Raw genomic sequence first — 19765 nt, 5'->3', positions numbered from 1 at the left:
ATTTATTGCGCGATAAATCGCGCCGCTACGATATGAGCGTTTGTATGAGAGGAGTGAGCATGTTTGATCTGATTCTGCGCCGCGCACGACTGTGCGACGAACAGCTGGTGGATATCGCCATTCAGCACGGCAAAATTGCCGCCGTCGGCGAAGTGAGCGGCGCGGCACAGCAGGAGCGCGATCTCGCGGGACGCTACTACGTCAGCGCTGGCTGGATTGACAGCCACGTGCACTGTTATCCCAAATCCCCGATTTATCACGACGATGCCGATACCATTGGCGTAGCGCAAGGCGTTACCACCGTAGTCGACGCCGGTAGCACCGGCGCCGATGACATCGACGACTTTTACCAGCTTACGCGTTCGGCGACCACCCAAGTACGCGCGCTGATCAACATTTCCCGCACCGGCATTGTGACGCAAAACGAGCTGGCCGATATGGCGCAGATCGATGGCGATGCGGTGGTACAGGCGGTGAAACGTCGCCCCGACTTTATCGTCGGCCTGAAAGCGCGCATGAGCAGTAGCGTGGTAGGCGAAAACGGTATTCAGCCGCTGGTGCGCGCCAAAGCCATTCAGCAGGCGGCGGGTAATCTGCCGTTGATGGTGCACATCGGCAACAATCCGCCGGTGCTGGAGGAGATCGCCGATCTGCTGACGTCTGGTGACATCATTACCCACTGCTTCAACGGCAAACCAAACCGCATCTTATCGCCGCAGGGTGAGCTGAAAGCAGCGGTGAAAAACGCGATGGCGCGCGGCGTGAAGCTGGATATCGGCCACGGCGGAGCCAGCTTCAGTTTCGACGTCGCGCGTCAGGCGATCGCGCAGGGCATTCTGCCCGACACCATCAGCTCCGACATTTACTGCCGCAACCGCATTAACGGCCCGGTGCATAGCCTGGCGCACGTGATGTCGAAATTCTTCAGCATTGGCATGACGCTGCCGCAAATTATCGCGTGCGTTACCGCGAATGCTGCCGCGGGCCTGCGCCTGGCGGGCAAAGGGCGCTTAACCGCAGGTTATGACGCCGACCTGACCATTTTTACCGTCAAAGAGGAAATCCGCCCGTTCGTTGATGCTGAAGGCGAACAGGTTTTGGGTGAGCAACATGTACTGCCGCTGGCCGTGGTTATCGCGGGTCACTGGCATTTGACTGATGAAGGGAAAGCCAATCATGTCTTCGATTTATGAAAAATATGACCTGAAACAGGTCATCAATGCGTCTGGCCGTATGACGATTCTCGGCGTTTCCACGCCATCTGCTGATGTGGTTGATACCGTTAGCTATGGCTTGAATCACTACTTTGAGATGAAAGATCTGGTCAACAAGACCGGCGCTTACATCGCCAAACTGCTGGAGGTGGAAAACGCGGTGGTGGTGTCGTGCGCCTCGGCGGGCATCGCGCAGAGCGTGGCGGCGGTGATCGTCAAAGACAACGACTGGCTGCTGGAGAATCTGCACGCCGCGCCGCTCAGCGTACCGCACGATATCGTGGTGCCAAAAGGGCACAACGTGAACTTTGGCGCACCGGTTGGCACCATGGTGGCACTCGGCGGCGGTCGCCTGATCGAAGCCGGTTACAGCAACGAATGTTCGCCAGAGCAACTGGCGGCAGCGATCACGCCGACCACGGCGGCGCTGATGTATATCAAATCGCACCACTGTGTGCAGAAAAGCCATCTGAGCGTGGAGCAGGCGGCGGTCGTGGCGCGCCAACATGGCATCCCATTGATCGTCGATGCGGCAGCTGAGGAAGATTTGCAGTGCTACTACCAAATGGGCGCTGACTTAGTAATTTACAGCGGTGCCAAGGCGATTGAAGGGCCAACCAGCGGTTTGGTGATTGGCCGCACGCAGTACGTTGAGTGGGTGAAGCGTCAAAGCAACGGCATTGGCCGTGCGATGAAAGTCGGCAAAGAGGGCATTCTCGGTCTGACACAAGCAATTGAAAACTACCTGGTGCAGCCGAAAACCACCGGTGCCGAGATGGTGGCTAACATGACGCCCTTTATCGATAACCTCAACACCCTGAACGGCGTAAGCGCACGCGTGGTGTGGGATGCGGCGGGACGCGATATCGCGCGTGCCGAAATTAAGTTCGATGAAGCGGTCACCGGTTGGCCAACCGGCGAACTGGTGCAGGCGCTGAAAACCGGCGACATCGCCATCTATTTCCGTGGCTACAAAGCCAATGAAGGCATTATCGAAGCCGATGTGCGCAGCGTCAGCGCCGATCAGCTACACATCATCTTTAGCGCTATCCAGGCGTTGATCAATGGAGGAGCGCGCGCATGAGTCTCAACCCAAATTTCTATCAGGGCCGCCTGTGCCTTAACGTGCTGGCCGGTTCGAAACAGAATGCGCATGAAATCTGGCAGGCTGCCGAAGGCCATGTGTTGGTTGGCGTGCTGTCAAAAAACTACGCCAGCAATGAAGAAGCGATTGTCGACATGCGCGAGTACGCGGCGTTGATCGACAATGCGCTGTCAGTGGGCTTAGGCGCAGGAGATCCGAATCAGTCGGCGATGGTGAGTGAAATCTCGGCAGTTTTGCAGCCGCAGCACGTTAATCAGGTGTTCACCGGCGTGGCGACCAGCCGTGCGCTGCTCGGCCAGAGCCAAACCGTGGTGAATGGCTTGATTTCACCTACCGGCACGCCGGGCTTGGTAAAAATCTCCACCGGTCCGCGCAGTTCGCAGGGCACCGACGCGATTGTGCCGATTGACAGCGCCATCGCCATGCTGCAGGACATGGGCGGCAGCTCGGTGAAGTACTTCCCGATGGGCGGCCTGAAAGCGGTGAATGAGTATCGCGCGGTGGCGGAAGCCTGTGCGCGTCACGACTTCTGGCTGGAGCCAACCGGCGGCATCGACCTCGCTAATTTCGAAGAGATTGTGCGTATCGCGCTCGACGCGGGCGTCAGCAAAGTGATCCCGCACGTCTACAGTTCGATTATCGATAGCGCAACGGGCGACACGCGCATTGACGATGTGCGTCAGCTTCTGGCAACGTGCAAGAAACTGCTGTAACAAATGAGTAACAGGTGAGCTCCGTGAGATTTCCCAATCAGCGTCTGACCCAGCTTTTCGCTGCGCTGCAAAATGAAACGCTGCCGCAGGATGAGCTAGCACGCCGCTTTTCCGTTTCAACGCGCACGGTGCGCACCGATATCACCGCGCTAAACGCGCTGCTGGAGCAGCACGGCGCCCAGTTTGTGCTGGCGCGCGGCGCGGGATATCAGCTCAAAATTGACGATGCAGCGCGTTTTGGCCGGCTGCAGGAGGAGAGCGCCACGCCGCTGCGGGTGCCGCGCACTTCACAGGAGCGGGTGCGCTATCTGCTGACACGCTTTCTCACCGCCGCTTATTCCATCAAGCTGGAAGATCTGTCGGAAGAGTGGTTTGTCAGCCGCGCCACGCTGCAAAGCGACATGGCGGAAGTACGCGAATGGCTGGGCCGCTATCACCTCAATATTGAAACTAAACCGCATTACGGCATGAAGCTGTTTGGCAGCGAGGCGGCAATCCGCACCTGCTTAACTGATTTGCTGTGGCAAATCGACCAGGAGACGCCAGACAGTCCGCTGCTGACGGTGGAAGCGCTGCACAGCGGCATTCTGGCCCAGCTTGAGCCGTTGCTGCAGCAGTGCTTTGCCCAACATGCCATTCGCCTCAGTGATGAGGGCGATCGCTATCTGCAAATCTACTGCGCGGTGGCGGTGCGACGCATCAGCGAAGGATTTCCCCTCAACGATCCGGGCGCGGAAGATGTGGGCGACGAAGTGCGCGAAGCGGCGCAGGATCTGATCAATCTGATGCGTCCGTTGGTCGGCAAGCCGATTTCACAGGCGGAAGAGAACTGGCTGCGAGTCAACATCGCCGCGCGACAGATTCAGGCGCTGGCACCCAGCACCATCAACGCCGATGATGCTGATGCGCTGGTCGATTACCTGCTGAATTACATCAATACCCATTACAACTATCGGCTGCAGCACGATGAGCAGCTACGCGCCGATCTGCTCACTCATATCAAAACCATGATCACCCGGGTGCGTTATCAGATTCATATTCCCAATCCGCTGCTGAGCAACATTAAACAGCACTATCCGATGGCCTACGATGTGACGCTGGCAGCAGTGACCAGCTGGGGAAAATACACGCCTTACACCATTAGTGAGAACGAAATCGGTTTCCTGGTGCTGCATATCGGCGTCGGGCTGGAGCGGCATTATGATGTCGGCTATCAGCGCCATCCGCAGGTGCTGCTGGTGTGCGACAGCGGCAACTCGACGCTGCGTATGATTGAAGCGCTACTGTTGCGTAAGTATCCGCAGCTGGTGGTGACAGCGCGGCTATCACAGCGCGACTATGAGCTGCGCCAGCATATCGATGAAGACTTTGTGATCTCTACCGCGCGGCTGACGGAGAAGAACAAGCCGATTGCCGTGATGTCGCCATTCCCCACTGAATTCCAGCTTGAGCAGCTTGGCAAGCTGGTATTGGTGGATCGTACGCGTCCTTACATGCTGGAGAAGTACTTCGACGCGCAGCACTTTATGGTGCTGGATAAGCCGATGGCGCAGTCGGATCTGTTCCGTCTGCTGTGCGATCAGCTGCAAGCTGAAGGCTATGTCGATGCGGATTTCTTTCCATCGGTTGAGGAACGTGAAGCGATCGTCAGTACCATGCTGGGCGAAGGCATTGCGCTGCCGCACTCGTTGGGTTTACTGGCGCAGAAAACCGTGGTGTATACGGTACTGGCCCCGCACGGCGTAAGCTGGGGCGAGGAGACGGCATCGGTGATTTTCCTGCTGGCGATCAGCAAGAGCGAATATGAAGAGGCGATGGCGATTTACGATCTGTTCGTCACCTTCCTGCGCGAAAGGGCGATGGCGCGTCTGCGTGATTGCGCCGATTTTGTCAGTTTTAAAGCGGTGGCGATCGATTGTTTGAGCCGGTTGTGATCGGTGCGGTTTGCCCCTCACCCTAGCCCTCTCCCGCAAGCGGGGGAAGGAGACGCTGCCACATGCAGCTTCAGCACTGACATATGGCAGCATCTTCCTCCCCCATTTATGGGGGAGGACCGAGGAGGGGGACAGCCAGAATCTACTTAACCGCGTTTCGCCAGCAACCGGGGGATCTCGCGCAAACACCAGGCTTTGGCTTCGCCCATGCTGTCACGGCGCCACGCCATAATTATGTCTACTTCACGCGTATACTCCGCGCTCACCACACGTAAACGGCCTTCCGCAATATCCTGCTCCACCATCGGATACGGCATGGTCGCGACGCCCAAACCGGCTAACAGCGCACGACGTTTATCGTCCATGCTGCTTACCGTCAGGCGCTGCTGCTTATCCAGCAGCTGCACCGTGAGCACCGGACGTTCACGTGCGGTATCTGCCACCGCGATGCCGCGGTATTTCACGCGCGTCACTTCGGAGAGCGGTTCCGCTTCCTGATGAATCGGGTGATCCGGGCTGGCAACATACACGCTCATAATGCTGTAGAGCTTGCGGGTATTGATCTCGGTCGAGGCGCGAAAATGCATATCCGGCGCAATCACGATATCCGCGCGCCCTTGCTCCAGCCGCTCCCAGGCACCCGCTAACACCTCGGTGACCAGCGAAATCTGCGTGTTGGCTTTTTCTGACAGCTTCTCGACTAAGGGAAACAGACGATCGGTGGGAACCAGCGCCTCGGCAACGATGGTGAGATGTGTCTCCCAACCGCGTGCCAACGCTTCGGCATCGGTGGTGAGTTTATCGGCGGCTTCCAGCAGTACGCGACCACGCTCCAGCAGCATGCGCCCGACGTTAGTGAACTTGGTGCGGTGACCTGAGCGGTCAAACAGCACCACATCCAGCTCTTCCTCCAGCTTCTGCATGGTGTAGCTCAAAGCGGAAGGGACGCGGCCCAGTTCATCGGCCGCAGCGGCAAAACTGCCACGACGGTCAATCGCATCCATCACACGTAAAGCTTCGAGTGTTAACGCGCGGTCTTTTGCCATGCCGATTCTCTGTCAGTAAATTTGAACATGCCAGGCAGATTAACTGGCTTACAATCCGGCGTCCAGACTTTTACCATGATCTCATCAAGCCTGCGGTCGACTCTCACCGCAGCGCGTCGGAGGATTATCATGATGACAACCCGCTGCGCGTCCGCATGTGGCCAGGCCGATTTCGGTTGGTTGCAGGCGCGCTACAGCTTCTCATTTGGCCACTATTTTGATCCAAAATTAATGGGCTACGCGTCTTTGCGCGTGCTTAACCAGGAAATTCTGGCACCGGGCGCCGCGTTTCAGCCGCGCAGCTATCCGCAGGTCGATGTGCTGAATTTGGTATTGCAGGGTGAAGCCGAGTATCGCGATAGCGAAGGCAATCATCTTATCGCGCGTGAAGGCGAGGCGATGCTGCTTTCTGCCCGTCAGAACGTGAACTACAGCGAAATCAATATCAGTAAAGATCGCCCGTTAACCCGCATGCAGCTGTGGTTAGCGGCTTGCCCGGAGCGTGAAAATCCGCTGTTGCAAAAACTCGACGTGTCTCAGCAAACCAGCGTGCTGATCGCCTCACCCGATGGCGCGCATGGCAGCCTGCAACTGCGCCAGCAGGTGTGGGTGCATCAGGTGACGTTAGCGCCTGGCGAGCAGTTCACCGTGAAACTACACGGACCGCGTGCTTATCTGCAATCGATTCACGGTTCGCTGGACGTACAGGCAAGCAGCGCCAATCAGCAGCCGCTGAGCTGCGGTGACGGGGCGTTTCTCAGTGATGAGCATCAGATCAGTTTGCAGGCCAGAACGCCGCTGCGCGCGCTGGTGATTGATCTTCCGGCATAAAAAAGGGCGACCGAAGTCGCCCTGATGTTCTGCTTTAACGCTTACTTGAGAATAGTGAATGCGGTGGTGACATGCTTCACGCCGCTCACTCGGCTGGCGACATCCGCCGCTGCCTGCGCTTCCTGTGCTGTTACCAGACCCAGCAGGAACACTTCACCGTTTTCGGTGGTCACTTTCACGTTGGATGATTTCACCTGATCGCTACCCAGCAGCTGTGAGCGGATTTTGGTGGTGATCCAGGTATCTGACGACGAAGTGCCGAAGCTGACTTTCTGGCCGCTACGGATTTCGTTGTACACCTCGGTGGCGCCATCTACGCCCATGGCGATCTGCTTAGCGCGGCTCGCCAGGTCTGGGGTCGGTGATTGACCGGTCAGCAGCACTTTGCCCTGATAGGCCGTCACCACCACGCGCGCCTGATTTTTGATTTGTTCATCTTTTGCCAGCGCGTTGGTGACGCGCAGCTCCAGCGTACCGTCATCCACCTGCGTGCCCACGGTGCGCGGGTCGGTGGCGGTTTTCGTGGCCACGGCAGCACTGCCTGCGACCACGGCGACACAGCCTTGCAGCAGCAGGGCGGTTAAGAGAATGGCGACAGCGTTCAATGCTTTCATTTGAGCTCCTTCAGTCATTCCTGGTGTGGGAATAAAGTGTTATCAATCAAATCGCACAGGCAGTTCAGCGTCAGCATATGCATCTCCTGAATGCGGGCACTGCGATGTGATGGAATGCGAATTTCCACATCATGCGGACCGAGCAGGCCCGCCAGCTCACCGCCATCATGGCCGGTTAACGCAACGATGGTCATATCGCGGGTAACCGCAGCTTCAACCGCTTTAACGATATCGCGGGTGTTGCCACGGGTAGAAATGGCCAGCAGTACATCACCAGCCTGACCAAGCGCTCGAACCTGCTTGGCGTAAATTTCATCGTGCAGACGATCGTTACCAATCGCCGTCAGCATCACATTATCAGCGCTCAGCGCCAGCGCAGGCAGGCTGGGACGTTCCGTCTCAAAACGGTTGATCATGCTGGCCGCAAAATGCTGGGCGTTGGCCGACGACGCACCGTTACCGCAGCTAAGGATTTTGTTACCGTTCAGCAGCGACTGCACCAGCGTCATCGCGGCGCGGGAAATCGCATCGGGCAGCGCTTCGGCTGCGGCGATTTGGGTCTGAATACTCTCGGTAAAACACGCTTTAATTCTGTCCTGCACAAGACCACCTGGTTCTATCCATCGGCATTAAAGGCATCGGGCAGCCACTCCAGCTCACGCCCGGTAATGGCAATGATGTCAAAACGGCAATTCACCGTATCAAAACTACCGCCGCGCGCCAGCAACCAGAGCGCGGCGGCACGCAGCAGCTTTTGTTGTTTCTGACGCGTGACGCTGGCGGCGGCACCGCCGTAGCGGGCATCGCGCCGATAGCGCACTTCAACAAAAACCCAACAATCGGCGTCGCGCATAATCAGGTCAATTTCCCCGCTGCGACAGTGCACATTGCTGGCGAACCACTGCAGCCCGGCGCGCTCCAGATAGCGGCGCGCCAGTTGTTCCTGCTCAGCGCCAATACGCTGGCGGTTTACTGCACCGGAACGATCTGTCCCTGACGATATTGGTTCCATGCCAACTTCCTGTTGATCACGCAATCCGTGTCGGCGTTCAGCTTGCCGGTGTTGCCATCAATGGCAAAGCCTGGCACCTGACGCATCTGGTTAAAGTGATTCGCCAGCGTCCAGGCATCAATGCCCATCGCGTAGAGACGAACCAGCGAATAATCGTTGTTAAACGACTTCGCCGCCTGCTGCATCAGACCCGGATTACTGCCGGACAGCAGCGGAATATCGCTGAATTGCAAACCATCCATCTCCAGACGGAAATCGGGTCCAGCCCCGGCCTGCGCGCTGCGTGAACTGGCATACAGCGCGGTATTGTTACGGCTGCTGGTGCGCATCGCAATCATCGGCTTGATCAGCTGCAGTTCATCCTGGCTGGCAACAATGTACACCGCATCTACGCTGCCGCCGCTGGTATCGGCGGTGGGCGCCGGTGCGCTAGCTTGTGGGGCCGGAATCGTCAGGCCGGCAATCGCTACACCCTGTGATTGCTCTGGCTCAACGGTCAACGGCGTACCGCTTAGCGCGATACCTGCACCGCTATTGATACCTTGTTTCAGTTCTGCCACGCCACCAAAACGCTGCTGCAGCACGGTTGAACCACCCAGCTTTTGCCACTCCTGCGCAAACGCTTTGCTGATGCGATCGCCATAACTGCTACGTGGAACCAGCAGCAGCGGCTGACGTTTGCCCTGATCGTAGATATGGTGCGCGGCATCGCGCGCTTCGTCTTCAGGAGAAAGCGCAAAATAACAAATATTCGGATGGTTCTGGATCTGTTCTGGCTCATTCAACGCCAATACGTTCAGCGCCGTTTGGCTATTAACCACCTGTTCCACGTCGTTTTTCAACAGCGGGCCAACCACCAGTGTGGCGCCATCCTGCTGGGCCTGCTGCATGATTTGGGCTATCGGCTGGCTACTGGTGTCATACACTTTCACCTGCGCATTGCTGTCGGCCTGGGCTGCTGCGGGCTGAGCGGCAGGCTGCGGCTGTTCAGTTTGCTGCGGTGTGTTACCCGCCATGGCTGGGCTCACCACGCTGTTCGCCTCGGTATTACTGTCAGCGGAAGGTTGAGCATTGGCATCGGCTGCGGCAGGTGCTGGGGCCGCTTGTGGCGCAGGCGCATTGAGCACGCCATTACGGGCATCGGTGAAGCCTTTCTGGATCGCGTTAGCAAACACTTGCGCCTGGCCGTTGAGTGGCAGCAGCAGGGCAATGGTGTTGGTGGAGGCTTTAGTGAAATTCTGTACCTGGCTAAGCTGGGTTGGCAGGGTTTTCGCGCCCGGATTCTGCGGATAACGCGTTTGCCAGTCCTGTATCGCCGCTTTCAACATCTGTGGATCCTGGCTGTTTGCGCGCCAGGTGTTCAGCAGATCCAGCCAGCCTTGCAGCGTGTTTTCATCCGCATTGATGACCAGACTGTTGATTTGATCCTGAGTCATCTGCGTCAGCGCTTGCCAGGTCGCATCAATATTGCTGAGGTGATCGGCCCCTTTCAGCAGCGGTTCCTGAGCAATATAGGCGCGCAGCAGCGCGAGCGACGGACGATTTTGTGCGGCTGCGATTTGCAGCGCGTAGTAGCGCACCTGCTGATCTGACGATAAGTCGCCGCTTTTCACCTGGCCAAGCAGCTGCTGCGCTCCGCTGTAATCCTGCTGGCCAATCTGCATCTGTGCGCGCAGCAGTAGCAGTTCTTGCTGTTGCACATCACTCAGTTGCTGCGGCAGTTGATTGAGCTGATTCGCCGCCTGCGGATACTTTCCTTCCTTCAACAGGGCACGGATGGCAAGTAATTGCCAGTCGGTCTTGCTATCATCGCTGCTTTGCTGCACCTGCTGCAGATAATAGTCAGATCGGCCTGTCGCAGGACCCTGAATATTGACGTTAGAGGTTTGTTGCGGTCCCTGACCACTACATGCGGCTAAAATCAGCCCAGCGAGAAGAACAGGTACTAAGCGTCCTGCTTTATGACGTACGACTTTTGAAGGAAGCATACTGTATCCAGTGATGTTTTTTTCAAGATGCTCAATATTAAATCGGCAATTCGGATGAAACAATGAAACAACTCGATCGGGCAGAGATTTCTGCCAGCACGCTCTATATCGTTCCTACCCCGATCGGTAACCTGGGTGATATCACTCAACGAGCGTTGACGGTGCTCTCAAGCGTCGATCTAGTCGCAGCGGAAGATACACGTCATACCGGGCTGTTGCTACAACATTTCGCCATCAATGCGCGACTCTTCGCACTTCACGACCACAACGAACAGCAGAAAGCCGAGGTGCTTTTAGCCAGGCTGCAAGAGGGCCAAAGCATCGCGCTGGTCTCCGATGCGGGCACGCCGTTAATCAACGATCCTGGCTATCATTTGGTGCGTCGCTGCCGTGAAGCGGGCGTGCGCGTGGTGCCGTTACCTGGCGCCTGCGCCGCGATCACAGCATTAAGCGCGGCGGGGTTACCGTCCGATCGTTTCTGTTACGAAGGATTTCTGCCGGCCAAAAGTAAAGGGCGCTGTGATGTGCTGCGTGCGCTGGGTGAGGAGCCACGAACGCTGATTTTCTACGAGTCGACACATCGGCTTATCGATAGCCTGCAGGATATGGTCAGCGTTTGGGGCGGCGAGCGCTATGTGGTGCTGGCGCGTGAGTTGACCAAAACCTGGGAGTCGCTGCATGGGGCGCCGGTGGGCGAGCTGCTGGCATGGGTGCTGGAAGATGAGAACCGCCGTAAAGGCGAGATGGTGCTGATTGTCGAAGGCCATAAAGCCGATGAAGAGGCGCTGCCCGCCGAAGCGCTGCGTACCCTGGCGCTGTTGCAAAAAGAACTGCCATTGAAGAAAGCGGCCGCGCTGACGGCGGAAATTCATGGCGTTAAGAAGAACGCACTCTATAAGTACGCGCTGGAGCAGCAAGAGGCGTGACAAACGGCGGCGGATCGCCTATTATCCCGCGCCGAAGCTGACTAGACAGTCGCCGCTTTGTCGTCGTCCTCTTTCGGGGGGAGACGGGCAAAGGGGAGGAAAGTCCGGGCTCCATAGGGCAGGGTGCCAGGTAACGCCTGGGGGGCGCAAGCCTACGACCAGTGCAACAGAGAGCAAACCGCCGATGGCCCAGTAATGGGATCAGGTAAGGGTGAAAGGGTGCGGTAAGAGCGCACCGCGCGGCTGGCAACAGTTCGTGGCACGGTAAACTCCACCCGGAGCAAGGCCAAATAGGGGTTCACAAGGTACGGCCCGTACTGAACCCGGGTAGGCTGCTTGAGCCAGTGAGCGATTGCTGGCCTAGATGAATGACTGTCCACGACAGAACCCGGCTTATCGGTCAGTTTCGACTTTTTTAAACACAAACCCGCTTCGGCGGGTTTTGTGTTTTATGCGGGTTGGGTGCGTGCTGTCCCTCATCCTAACCTTCTCCCGCAGGCGGGAGAAGGGACCGATCGCGCGAGCTGTCAGACTGCAACCATCGGTTTCCTCTCCCGTGGGTGAGGGCACAAACTCGTATAGGATTAATTAAGTCCTCTCACGTAAAGAAATGAAAATCCCGGAAAATATACTTGAGGCTATGCCAGAATAGGCGCGTGTATAACTACTGAGGACAAATTTAATCCACACTGACGAGAAGCAACAACGTGGATAAGTTGTAATTTTATGGACAAAATGTTTTCACCAAATAAAGCCTGTATCTCTTCTTCTCTCTTTGACTCCAATTGCCCAATCTGCGATCAGCACTGGCGCTTCGCGCTTTAGAGCTACTCTCTCCTTTTCTACATTTTTAATTTAACATTGCTAACACGCATATTTTCGCGTGGATGGCGTTTATTTCTCGTTCAGGAGAGAAATCATGCTGTATTGGATTTTATTAGCACTAGCCATCGCGGCGGAAATTATTGGCACGGTTTCCATGAAATGGGCCAGTGTTAACGGTGGCAACGCCGGTTATATTTTTATGCTGGTGATGATTGCACTATCTTATATTTGTTTATCTTTTGCGATTAAGCGTATTGCGCTTGGCGTGGCTTATGCCATGTGGGAAGGCGTTGGCATTCTGTTTATTACGCTGTTTAGCGTGTTGCTATTCGATGAGGTTTTATCTGCTGTTAAAGTCGCCGGTCTGATGACATTAATTGCTGGCATCGTGCTGATCAAAACGGGCACGCTGAGCCGTAAGGAGCTGCGTCATGGCAACGTTTAACTGGATACATATTGCGTGGCTGGTGCTGGCCATTGGCCTGGAGATCGTCGCCAATATATTTCTGAAATACTCGAATGGTTTCCGTCGTCCGCTATTTGGCGTGTTATCGCTGGTTGCGGTGTTGGCAGCATTCAGCGTGTTGGCTCAGGCAGTGAAAGGCATCGATTTGACGGTCGCCTACGCGTTATGGGGCGGGTTGGGTTTAGTGGCCACGGTAGCCGCGGGCTGGATACTGTTTGGGCAAAGGTTATCCCGCATTGGCTGGTTAGGTGTCGGGCTACTGTTAGTGGGGATGATCCTCATAAAATTTGCCTGAGATCTTTGAAACCAAGTGATAATCCCACTTTCAAGACCGCTCTTGAAGTCATGACCAGAGAAGTTTGGTTGCATTAGGCCCCCATTTTGGCTTAAGGCTCAGCAAACATCATGAAGATCATCACCAGCGGAGAAGGATATCCGGAGAAACGGAATATCCTGGTGAACGCGGATTATCACTATATTAATGGTAAAAAAAGAAACCTCTATTTTTACCTCAACGCGATCAGACAAAGATTATTAAAGAAAAACAAAATATTCCGTTTCCAGGGCATACCGGGTTTTATGCCAGCCGACGTTGAGGTAATCCATCTTTTTAATGAAGTGGCAATTAGCCCAATTAAATGGGTCGCCACCTTTGAAACGGAGATTCCACGCGTACTGCCGGTTGCTGGCATAAGCAAAGTCGATAATCCTGAACTGCATGCCCAAATGAAATGGGTGGCCGCACCAGCATGCATTGGCCTCATTGCTATTTCAGAGGCGACACGCAATATTCAGCTTAAGTTGCTGAGCAGTTTTCCTGCTTATCAGGACACCATCGCCAGTAAAATTCGCGTGTTGCACCCGCCTCAGCCTTTATTAGCATCACAGCCTCGCGCGGTCTCAGCAGATAAACTGCAGTTCACATTTGTAGGTAATGAGTTTTACCGCAAAGGAGGGGCCGAAGTGGTGCTGGCATTTACGGAATTATTCGAGGCGGGAGCGATCGATCAAGATAGCGTGCAGGTTACGCTGATCGGTGATGTATCTCGTCGACACAATATTGCGCATCGTCATTTTCAGGATTCAGCCATCTTCTGCAGCCAAATTGAAACATCACTGCAGAAGTTGCCCATTTTCCAGCACAAAACCTGTCTGACACCTGATGAAGTGATAGCGCAGTTGCAGCAGACCGATGTGGGGCTGCTGCCCACCTGGCAAGATACCTACGGGTTCTCTGTGCTGGAAATGCAGGCGTGCGGTTGCCCGGTGATCAGTACCAATATTCGCGCGCTACCTGAGATCAATCCCGCCACTGCGGGTTGGTTAATCGAGTGTCCGACTAACGAGATGTATGAATATTCGGTTGATTCACTGCAGGCGAAGGACGCGATCAGGAAGGCACTGGTGGAACAGCTAAAAGTGCACATTATGGATGCAGTTGAGAATCGACAAGCGATCAGTCTGCGCTCAGCCCAGGCGATGGAGCGCATTCGCATTCAGCACGATCCGCTTATTTTCCAGCAGCGCCTGAGTGAGATTTATGCGTCTGTGCCACTCGAAACCAGCCATCTTATTCCGATGGCTGGCTAAGTACATCAGCCCCGGCCGTGTGGCTCATCCCAGTCAAAGGCTGGGCCGAGTGAAATAACGCCGCTTGGGTTGATGGTTTTGTGGCTGCAATAGTAGTGATGGCGGATATGCGGCAGGTTAACCGTATCGGCAATGCCGGGCATTTGGTAGATGTCGCGCAGAAAGCCGCTGAGATTGCGGTAATCGCTGATACGGTGACGGTCGCACTTAAAGTGGGTGACGTAGACCGGATCAAAGCGCACCAGAGTCGTCCAAAGTCGCAGATCGGCTTCAGTAAGCTTATCGCCGGTGAGATAGCGATGCTGACCCAGTATCTGTTCCAGACGCGCCAGTGAATGGAACAACGCTGTCACCGATTCATCGTAAGCTGCCTGCGAAGTGGCAAAACCGCTCTTATAGACGCCGTTGTTCACCGTGTCGTAAATCCAGCCATTCACGTCGTCAATCTTGTCGCGCAGTTCAGCTGGATAATAGTCCCCCGCGCGAGCGCCCTGCGCATCAAACGCGCTGTTCAGCATGCGCATGATATCGGCAGATTCATTGCTAACGATGGTTTGCTGGGTTTTATCCCACAGCACCGGGACGGTAACGCGCCCGCTATAGTGCGCATCGGCATGCAGATAGATCTGATAGAGAAACTCTTTTTGATACAGTGCGTCGCCGGTGGCATCGGGGAAGTTGTCGTCGAAAGTCCAGCCGTTCTCCAGCATCAGCGGATGTACCACCGAAACCGAAATCATCTCTTCTAATCCTTTGAGTTGGCGCATCAACAGCGTGCGATGTGCCCACGGACAGGCGAGAGAGACATACAGATGATAACGGCCCCGTTCGGCGGCGAAGCCCGCGTTGCCGGTGGGTCCTGCGCTGCCATCAGCGGTAATCCAGTTGCGCCAGACGGCTTCTGTGCGTTTGAAGCGGCCACCGGTTGACTTCGTATCGTACCAGGTGTCGTGCCAGACACCGTCAATCAGCTGTCCCATAAGCCCTCCATAATAAAAAGGGGCGAGGAAAATCCCCGCCCCTATCATTCAGTATATGTGTTCTCTAACGCTTGTGCTGCTTAGCGTGCTGTCGCTGGCTGAGCGCGCTGACGAATCAGGCGGTCAATGCTGTAAGCACCTGGACCAACCAAGCCCAGCACCAGGAAACCACCGGCGATGGAGAGGTTTTTCATGAACATCAGCTGGTTAACGCCTTCAGCGAAGTTGCTGTGGAACAGGAACGCCGTCAGCAGGGTGAAGCCAGCGGTGAACAGTGCAGTAAAGCGCGTCAGGAAACCGAACAGAATCGCCAGACCGCCGCCGAACTCCAGCAGAATAACCAGCGGCAGCAGGAAGCCAGGGACGCCCATCGCCTGCATATATTGTGCGGTACCGGCATAACCGGTGATTTTGCCCCAGCCTGCAGTAATAAACAGAATGGTCATTAATACGCGTGCTACCAGCAGGCCTGAGTCTTCGAATTTTTTCATCATCTACTCCAACAAGGTTTTTGTGGCAGGTTGTTGGCCTGCGGGTTTTTAATCCCCTGAACCGGTTGTTTCAGTTCACTGGGCTGATGGAGGGAGATAATAATCGCAGGATGAAAGAGTTGTAAGCGAGATAAACTGTCAATGTTGTTCAGTAAATTTGAGGGGAACAAAACCGGACCATTACGATCCGGTTTTAAGTAGAGGGATTAGCGCTTTTCTAGCGTCGATATGATCATGCGCCAGGTGCTCCAGGCGCCGAAACCGCGCTTAGCCCAGCGCAGCAGACGATTGGGGCTGCGAATCGACCAAATGGCCAGTGCGCTGCTACCAATCGCCAGATAACGACGCATACCGATAATGGTTAACCAACCACGATCGTACTGCGCGGTGCCAGCCAGCCAGTCACGACCATCGGCGCTCAGATCGAGCCGCTGCTGCTGCACCTGATTCAGCAGTTCGTGAATGCGGGCTTCACGCTCGCGGCGGCTCATGAGCGATGCTCCTCCAACAGCGTGCGGTCGGTATCCAGCTCTTTACGCGTATGACGCAGCAGCGTTGACTGGCGCGATTTGTAAAGGGTCCATAAACCGAAGATCAACGCCAGCGCAAACAGCACGCCAGTGGTGATCGCGATGGCCATCAGACGATATTGTGCATCGACCGCCCAGATGATAAGCACCATCAGGCTCATTAGACCGAAAGCGGTGAACAGCATGGTCAGGCCAACCATCATCAGCATCTGAATCAGGTTTGCCTTCTCCTCTTCCAGTTCCACGATCGCCAGTCGGACACGCGTCTCGACCATGCTAACCAAAGTGGTAACTATCCGCTGACCGATGTTAAAGACCCCTTTGCCGGGGCCGTGGCTTTGCTGACTATCACTCATCATTAACGCCGTGAGATTAAAATGCCGATTAGAATTCCTACCGCTGCCCCGATGCCTACGCCGTGCCATGGATTGTCGCGCACGTATTCATTTGCCTTTTCCGCCGCTTCACGCGTGGTTTGTGCGATACGTTCGCCAGAATCACCCAGGCGTTCACGGGAGCTTTCAATAGCACCACGCGCTTTATGACGCAGTTTATCCAGCTCGCCTTTGGATTTATCTGCTGAGCTACTCAGCACTTCTTCCAGGGTATCAGCCAGATTTTTCAATTCAGCGCGCAGATGTTCAGATGTTGTTTCTTTAGCCATGGAAATCTCCTTTTACAGCATGTAGTTAAGTCCGATTAATAAGGTTCAGCTTCAAGCTTTTTCAGTTCGTGCTGTGCCTCTTCTAGCTTACGTTCGCGCTTCTCAATTTTGTCTTTATCGCCGTCCTGACGCTCTTCCTTCAGCTCACGCTCGCGCTCGGCGATTTTATGCTTCTGCTCTGCGATGCGTTCGCTGTGTGCCGATTTCAGTTTCTCATCGGTGCAGCCTGCGCGGACTTCGGTCAACGCACGCTCCAGCCCGGTTACGCGGCGCTGGTTGTCATGCTGCTTCGCCATATCGATCTCGCGCTGAATATCTTGCTCTTTTTGTTGGCAGAGCGATTCAGCCGCCAGCAGCGAACCCGAGAGTGAGAAAAGAATAGCACCTAGCAGTAATTGATGTTTCATCAGGTAGTGACCTTCCATTGTTGATGACCTGCCATAGACCGGACAGGAGAGGCATCCCAGCATGTCTTAGGCTTACGCTACCTCTAAGGATAGACAGCAGACGAAAAAATTCAAAGAAGACGCGGGGATAGCGAGGATTAGCTTACCGCCCGACTTAGCGTCAGGCGGTAACATTTAACTGTATGTTGGGCGAGTGGCGTCAGGATATTGCTGCGAAGCCTGTGGGCCGGCAGCCACAACGAAGCCTTGTGGTAACAGGCGTTTCAGAACTTTCTGTGCCGCCAGACTCTGTTCTTCATTCTCAAAATGAATCACCAGCGCGTCGCCAGAGGGCGTAATACTTTTGATACGCACGCCCTGCGCGGAAAGTTGCTGATACAGGTAAAAACCATCGGGCAGATTGGTGCCGCTATTCGCCACGCGGATTTGCACCACGGTTTCATGCTGCATCAAGTTCGGAATGAAACAGACGGCCAGCAACGCGAAGGCGCCACCCAGCGCCCAAGGCAGTAAACGCCTTGGGAATCCACGGAGTTTGATCATGGCTGTGAATTCCCGTTGCGAGTTGACTGACGCTTACGCCAAAGCACGACTAAAGAACCAACCAGGCCGATCACCAGCAGCACTAGCGGCAGCAGCATCAGACACAACATCAACTCATCTTCGTAACGACGGAAAATCGGCGTTTTGCCCAGCGCGAAGCCCAGCACGGTGAGAATCAGTACCCACAGGAAGCCACTTACCCAGTTAAAGAACTGGAAGCGCGCGTTACTCAGGCCAGAAAGACCCGCGATGGTAGGCAGCAAAGTACGCACAAAGGCAATAAAGCGACCAATCAGCAGGGCAGATAAGCCGTGGCGATGGAACAGGGCGTGCGCGCGCTGGTGATATTGCGCGGGCAAATGCGAAAGCCAGTTTTGCACGGTGGGCGTGTTACCCAGCCATCGCCCCTGGATGTAACTCACCCAGCAACCCAGGCTGGCGCCGGTAGTCAAAATCAGCAGAGTAAGTGGGAAACCCATGGTGCCTTTAGCAATCAGAACGCCGACCAGAATCAGTAAACTGTCGCCAGGCAGAAAAGCGGCGGGGAGCAGTCCATTTTCTAAAAACAGAATCATGAACAACACACCATAAATGGCCCAAACCAGCGTGGGGTCGGAGAGCATTTCGTAATCCTGCTGCCATAAGGCATGCAGCAATGCTTGCAAAATATCCATCAATCATTCCTGAACATCATTGTTAAACGTGCCCGTGAGGGGCTTAGGCGCAGACTGGCGTTGGTTATACATTTTAGATAAGCAGCCTGAGCAGGAGTTTCCGGATCCTTCCAGAATTGATTGTTAAATCAGCGACTTTTAAAAGCCCTGTCGCAAAGGGTAATAAAAGGGCGATAACTGTAACAAAAATAACGTTATCCAGACAGGGGAAAGTGCCTGCCGCACAGGAGTTTTACCTTTAGACGCAGGTGGTCAAAAGGAGCTTTACATGAGCTGACACTATTGCAGACTAACTGACTTTTTCGTCAACAAAATGCCTGAAAAATAAGCAGGATCAGCGTGGGTTTTCGCTAGCTTCCGGCAGGATGACCGGATTTTCCGCAAACATGTAACGATCAACGTTAAATTCGAAATCGTCAGTCGTCGCGTTGAACAGCATCTGTTTAGTATTTTCCAGATGTTGCCACATTGCCAGCTTACTGGCGGCGGGATCTTTGCGTATGAGTGCTTTGAGGATCTGGTCGTGATCGTCACACCAGCTGGTGATATTTTTGGCATCAATATGCTCATGCAATTTGAGCCAGTAGGGATTGTGCAGACGATGCAGCCACATTTTTTCAACAATCGCCGCTAAGGCGCTGTTTTGCGTGGATTGCGCGATGCGTACGTGAAACTCCATATCCCAGGCGGAGTCGCGCGAGTGATCTTCCTGACGTGCTTTTTCCTGAATCGCCATCAGTGCCACAATGTCCTGCCGCGTCACCTGCGTGGCGGCAAATTCGGCAACGTTACTCTCAATCAACTGACGTGCCTGTAACAACTCGAAGGGACCGAAATTAGCAAACTCCAGCTGGCTGGATGTCACCACCCGATTCTGCTGCTGATTACTCATCACGTGGATGCCGGAGCCTTTACGCACCTCCACGTAACCTTCCACTTCCAGCATGATAATCGCTTCGCGCACCACGGTGCGGCTCACCTGCATCTCTTCCGCGATCAGACGTTCGGCGGGCAGTTTGTCGCCGATGCTGTAATCGCCTGCTTCAATACGGCGTTTAAGTTCGCTGGCGAGCTGTTGATACAAGCGTCGTGATTCGGTCAGGTCCATTGCGCGGTCCGCTGTGGAATAAAGTTGAGTTGTTATACCACTTCAGCCGCATAGAGGAAATGGGCTGGCCAGCGCCAGCCCGAAGAGGATTAATAACTTTCGTA

23 protein-coding genes and 1 other RNA gene are annotated in these 19765 nt (G+C 55.0%); 10 read left to right on the top strand and 14 right to left on the bottom strand.

What is annotated here, in order from left to right:
- Positions 1 to 59 precede the first annotated feature (59 nt).
- Genes WH298_RS07145 through WH298_RS07130 form a run of 4 tightly spaced genes read left to right on the top strand, consistent with a single transcriptional unit; the run spans position 60 to position 4966 of the window.
- Complete coding sequence (locus tag WH298_RS07145; protein WP_180822561.1) at positions 60 to 1193, top strand: amidohydrolase/deacetylase family metallohydrolase; 1134 nt, start codon at positions 60 to 62, stop codon at positions 1191 to 1193.
- Entirely contained in the window at positions 1177 to 2298 is a 1122-nt protein-coding gene (locus WH298_RS07140) for a DgaE family pyridoxal phosphate-dependent ammonia lyase (protein ID WP_007892193.1), read from the top strand. Before WH298_RS07145 ends, WH298_RS07140 begins: the two co-directional genes overlap by 17 nt.
- Positions 2295 to 3032: a 2-dehydro-3-deoxy-phosphogluconate aldolase gene (dagF, locus tag WH298_RS07135; protein ID WP_180822560.1), complete on the top strand. Its 738-nt coding sequence runs from the start codon at positions 2295 to 2297 to the stop codon at positions 3030 to 3032. The genes WH298_RS07140 and dagF overlap by 4 nt, the downstream gene beginning before the upstream one ends.
- A gap of 23 nt (positions 3033 to 3055) precedes the next feature.
- Positions 3056 to 4966, top strand: coding sequence for a PRD domain-containing protein (locus WH298_RS07130; protein ID WP_180822559.1), 1911 nt, complete (start codon positions 3056 to 3058; stop codon positions 4964 to 4966).
- Between the two features lie 146 nt (positions 4967 to 5112).
- Here the strand turns inward: WH298_RS07130 and WH298_RS07125 are convergent, their stop codons facing one another.
- Complete coding sequence (locus WH298_RS07125) at positions 5113 to 6012, bottom strand: LysR family transcriptional regulator (RefSeq protein ID WP_007890349.1); 900 nt, start codon at positions 6010 to 6012, stop codon at positions 5113 to 5115.
- Between the two features lie 129 nt (positions 6013 to 6141).
- Between WH298_RS07125 and WH298_RS07120 the strand changes: the two genes are divergently transcribed.
- Positions 6142 to 6843, top strand: coding sequence for a pirin family protein (locus tag WH298_RS07120; RefSeq protein WP_007890350.1), 702 nt, complete (start codon positions 6142 to 6144; stop codon positions 6841 to 6843).
- Between the two features lie 41 nt (positions 6844 to 6884).
- On the opposite strand, the gene dolP is transcribed toward WH298_RS07120, so the two are convergent.
- Genes dolP through WH298_RS07100 form a run of 4 tightly spaced genes read right to left on the bottom strand, consistent with a single transcriptional unit; the run spans position 6885 to position 10457 of the window.
- Entirely contained in the window at positions 6885 to 7457 is a 573-nt protein-coding gene (gene dolP, locus WH298_RS07115) for a division/outer membrane stress-associated lipid-binding lipoprotein (protein ID WP_007890351.1), read from the bottom strand.
- 14 nt (positions 7458 to 7471) lie between these two features.
- Complete coding sequence (diaA, locus tag WH298_RS07110; RefSeq protein WP_007890352.1) at positions 7472 to 8059, bottom strand: DnaA initiator-associating protein DiaA; 588 nt, start codon at positions 8057 to 8059, stop codon at positions 7472 to 7474.
- A 14-nt stretch (positions 8060 to 8073) separates the two neighbouring features.
- Complete coding sequence (locus tag WH298_RS07105; RefSeq protein ID WP_007890353.1) at positions 8074 to 8469, bottom strand: YraN family protein; 396 nt, start codon at positions 8467 to 8469, stop codon at positions 8074 to 8076.
- Positions 8427 to 10457, bottom strand: coding sequence for a penicillin-binding protein activator (locus WH298_RS07100; protein WP_180822558.1), 2031 nt, complete (start codon positions 10455 to 10457; stop codon positions 8427 to 8429). Before WH298_RS07100 ends, WH298_RS07105 begins: the two co-directional genes overlap by 43 nt.
- Before the next feature lie 62 nt (positions 10458 to 10519).
- On the opposite strand from WH298_RS07100, the gene rsmI reads away from it, so the two are divergent.
- The 5 genes from rsmI to WH298_RS07075 all read left to right on the top strand — a co-directional run bounded on the left by rsmI (position 10520) and on the right by WH298_RS07075 (position 14264).
- Positions 10520 to 11383 carry a 16S rRNA (cytidine(1402)-2'-O)-methyltransferase gene (gene rsmI / locus WH298_RS07095; RefSeq protein ID WP_007890355.1) on the top strand — a complete coding sequence of 288 codons (864 nt, stop codon included), beginning with the start codon at positions 10520 to 10522 and terminating at the stop codon, positions 11381 to 11383.
- A gap of 33 nt (positions 11384 to 11416) precedes the next feature.
- Positions 11417 to 11795, top strand: an RNA gene (gene rnpB, locus WH298_RS07090) — RNase P RNA component class A.
- 507 nt (positions 11796 to 12302) lie between these two features.
- A complete protein-coding gene (gene mdtJ / locus WH298_RS07085; RefSeq protein WP_180822557.1) occupies positions 12303 to 12653 on the top strand; it encodes a multidrug/spermidine efflux SMR transporter subunit MdtJ in 351 nt (116 codons plus the stop codon).
- The gene (gene mdtI / locus WH298_RS07080) at positions 12640 to 12969 is read left to right on the top strand and encodes a multidrug/spermidine efflux SMR transporter subunit MdtI (protein WP_180822556.1); all 330 of its coding nucleotides are present in this window, start codon (positions 12640 to 12642) and stop codon (positions 12967 to 12969) included. Before mdtJ ends, mdtI begins: the two co-directional genes overlap by 14 nt.
- Before the next feature lie 110 nt (positions 12970 to 13079).
- Positions 13080 to 14264 (top strand): glycosyltransferase, encoded by a 1185-nt coding sequence (locus WH298_RS07075; RefSeq protein ID WP_180822555.1) that lies wholly within the window; start codon positions 13080 to 13082, stop codon positions 14262 to 14264.
- A gap of 5 nt (positions 14265 to 14269) precedes the next feature.
- Here the strand turns inward: WH298_RS07075 and WH298_RS07070 are convergent, their stop codons facing one another.
- The 9 genes from WH298_RS07070 to exuR form a co-directional block, all read right to left on the bottom strand.
- Positions 14270 to 15244, bottom strand: coding sequence for a glutathione S-transferase family protein (locus WH298_RS07070; RefSeq protein WP_049850547.1), 975 nt, complete (start codon positions 15242 to 15244; stop codon positions 14270 to 14272).
- Positions 15245 to 15324: 80 nt separating this feature from the next.
- A complete protein-coding gene (locus WH298_RS07065) occupies positions 15325 to 15735 on the bottom strand; it encodes a DoxX family protein (protein WP_007890360.1) in 411 nt (136 codons plus the stop codon).
- A 206-nt stretch (positions 15736 to 15941) separates the two neighbouring features.
- Positions 15942 to 16226, bottom strand: a complete 285-nt coding sequence (locus WH298_RS07060; RefSeq protein ID WP_180822554.1) for a YqjK-like family protein — start codon at positions 16224 to 16226, stop codon at positions 15942 to 15944.
- Complete coding sequence (locus WH298_RS07055) at positions 16223 to 16621, bottom strand: phage holin family protein (RefSeq protein WP_180822553.1); 399 nt, start codon at positions 16619 to 16621, stop codon at positions 16223 to 16225. Before WH298_RS07055 ends, WH298_RS07060 begins: the two co-directional genes overlap by 4 nt.
- A 2-nt stretch (positions 16622 to 16623) precedes the next feature.
- Positions 16624 to 16929, bottom strand: a complete 306-nt coding sequence (locus WH298_RS07050; protein WP_180822552.1) for an ElaB/YgaM/YqjD family protein — start codon at positions 16927 to 16929, stop codon at positions 16624 to 16626.
- Between the two features lie 35 nt (positions 16930 to 16964).
- Positions 16965 to 17336, bottom strand: a complete 372-nt coding sequence (locus tag WH298_RS07045) for a DUF1090 domain-containing protein (RefSeq protein WP_152929102.1) — start codon at positions 17334 to 17336, stop codon at positions 16965 to 16967.
- A gap of 174 nt (positions 17337 to 17510) precedes the next feature.
- On the bottom strand, positions 17511 to 17879 hold the full coding sequence (mzrA, locus tag WH298_RS07040; protein ID WP_007890365.1) for an EnvZ/OmpR regulon moderator MzrA: 369 nt from the start codon (positions 17877 to 17879) through the stop codon (positions 17511 to 17513).
- Entirely contained in the window at positions 17876 to 18553 is a 678-nt protein-coding gene (locus WH298_RS07035) for a DedA family protein (protein WP_007890366.1), read from the bottom strand. The genes mzrA and WH298_RS07035 overlap by 4 nt, the downstream gene beginning before the upstream one ends.
- Positions 18554 to 18887: 334 nt before the next feature.
- Positions 18888 to 19661: a transcriptional regulator ExuR gene (gene exuR / locus WH298_RS07030; protein WP_007890367.1), complete on the bottom strand. Its 774-nt coding sequence runs from the start codon at positions 19659 to 19661 to the stop codon at positions 18888 to 18890.
- Positions 19662 to 19765 lie beyond the last annotated feature (104 nt).

Source organism: Pantoea nemavictus (genome assembly GCF_037479095.1).
Classification (GTDB): domain Bacteria; phylum Pseudomonadota; class Gammaproteobacteria; order Enterobacterales; family Enterobacteriaceae; genus Pantoea; species Pantoea nemavictus.
This window is presented reverse-complemented; position numbering and strand designations above follow the sequence as displayed.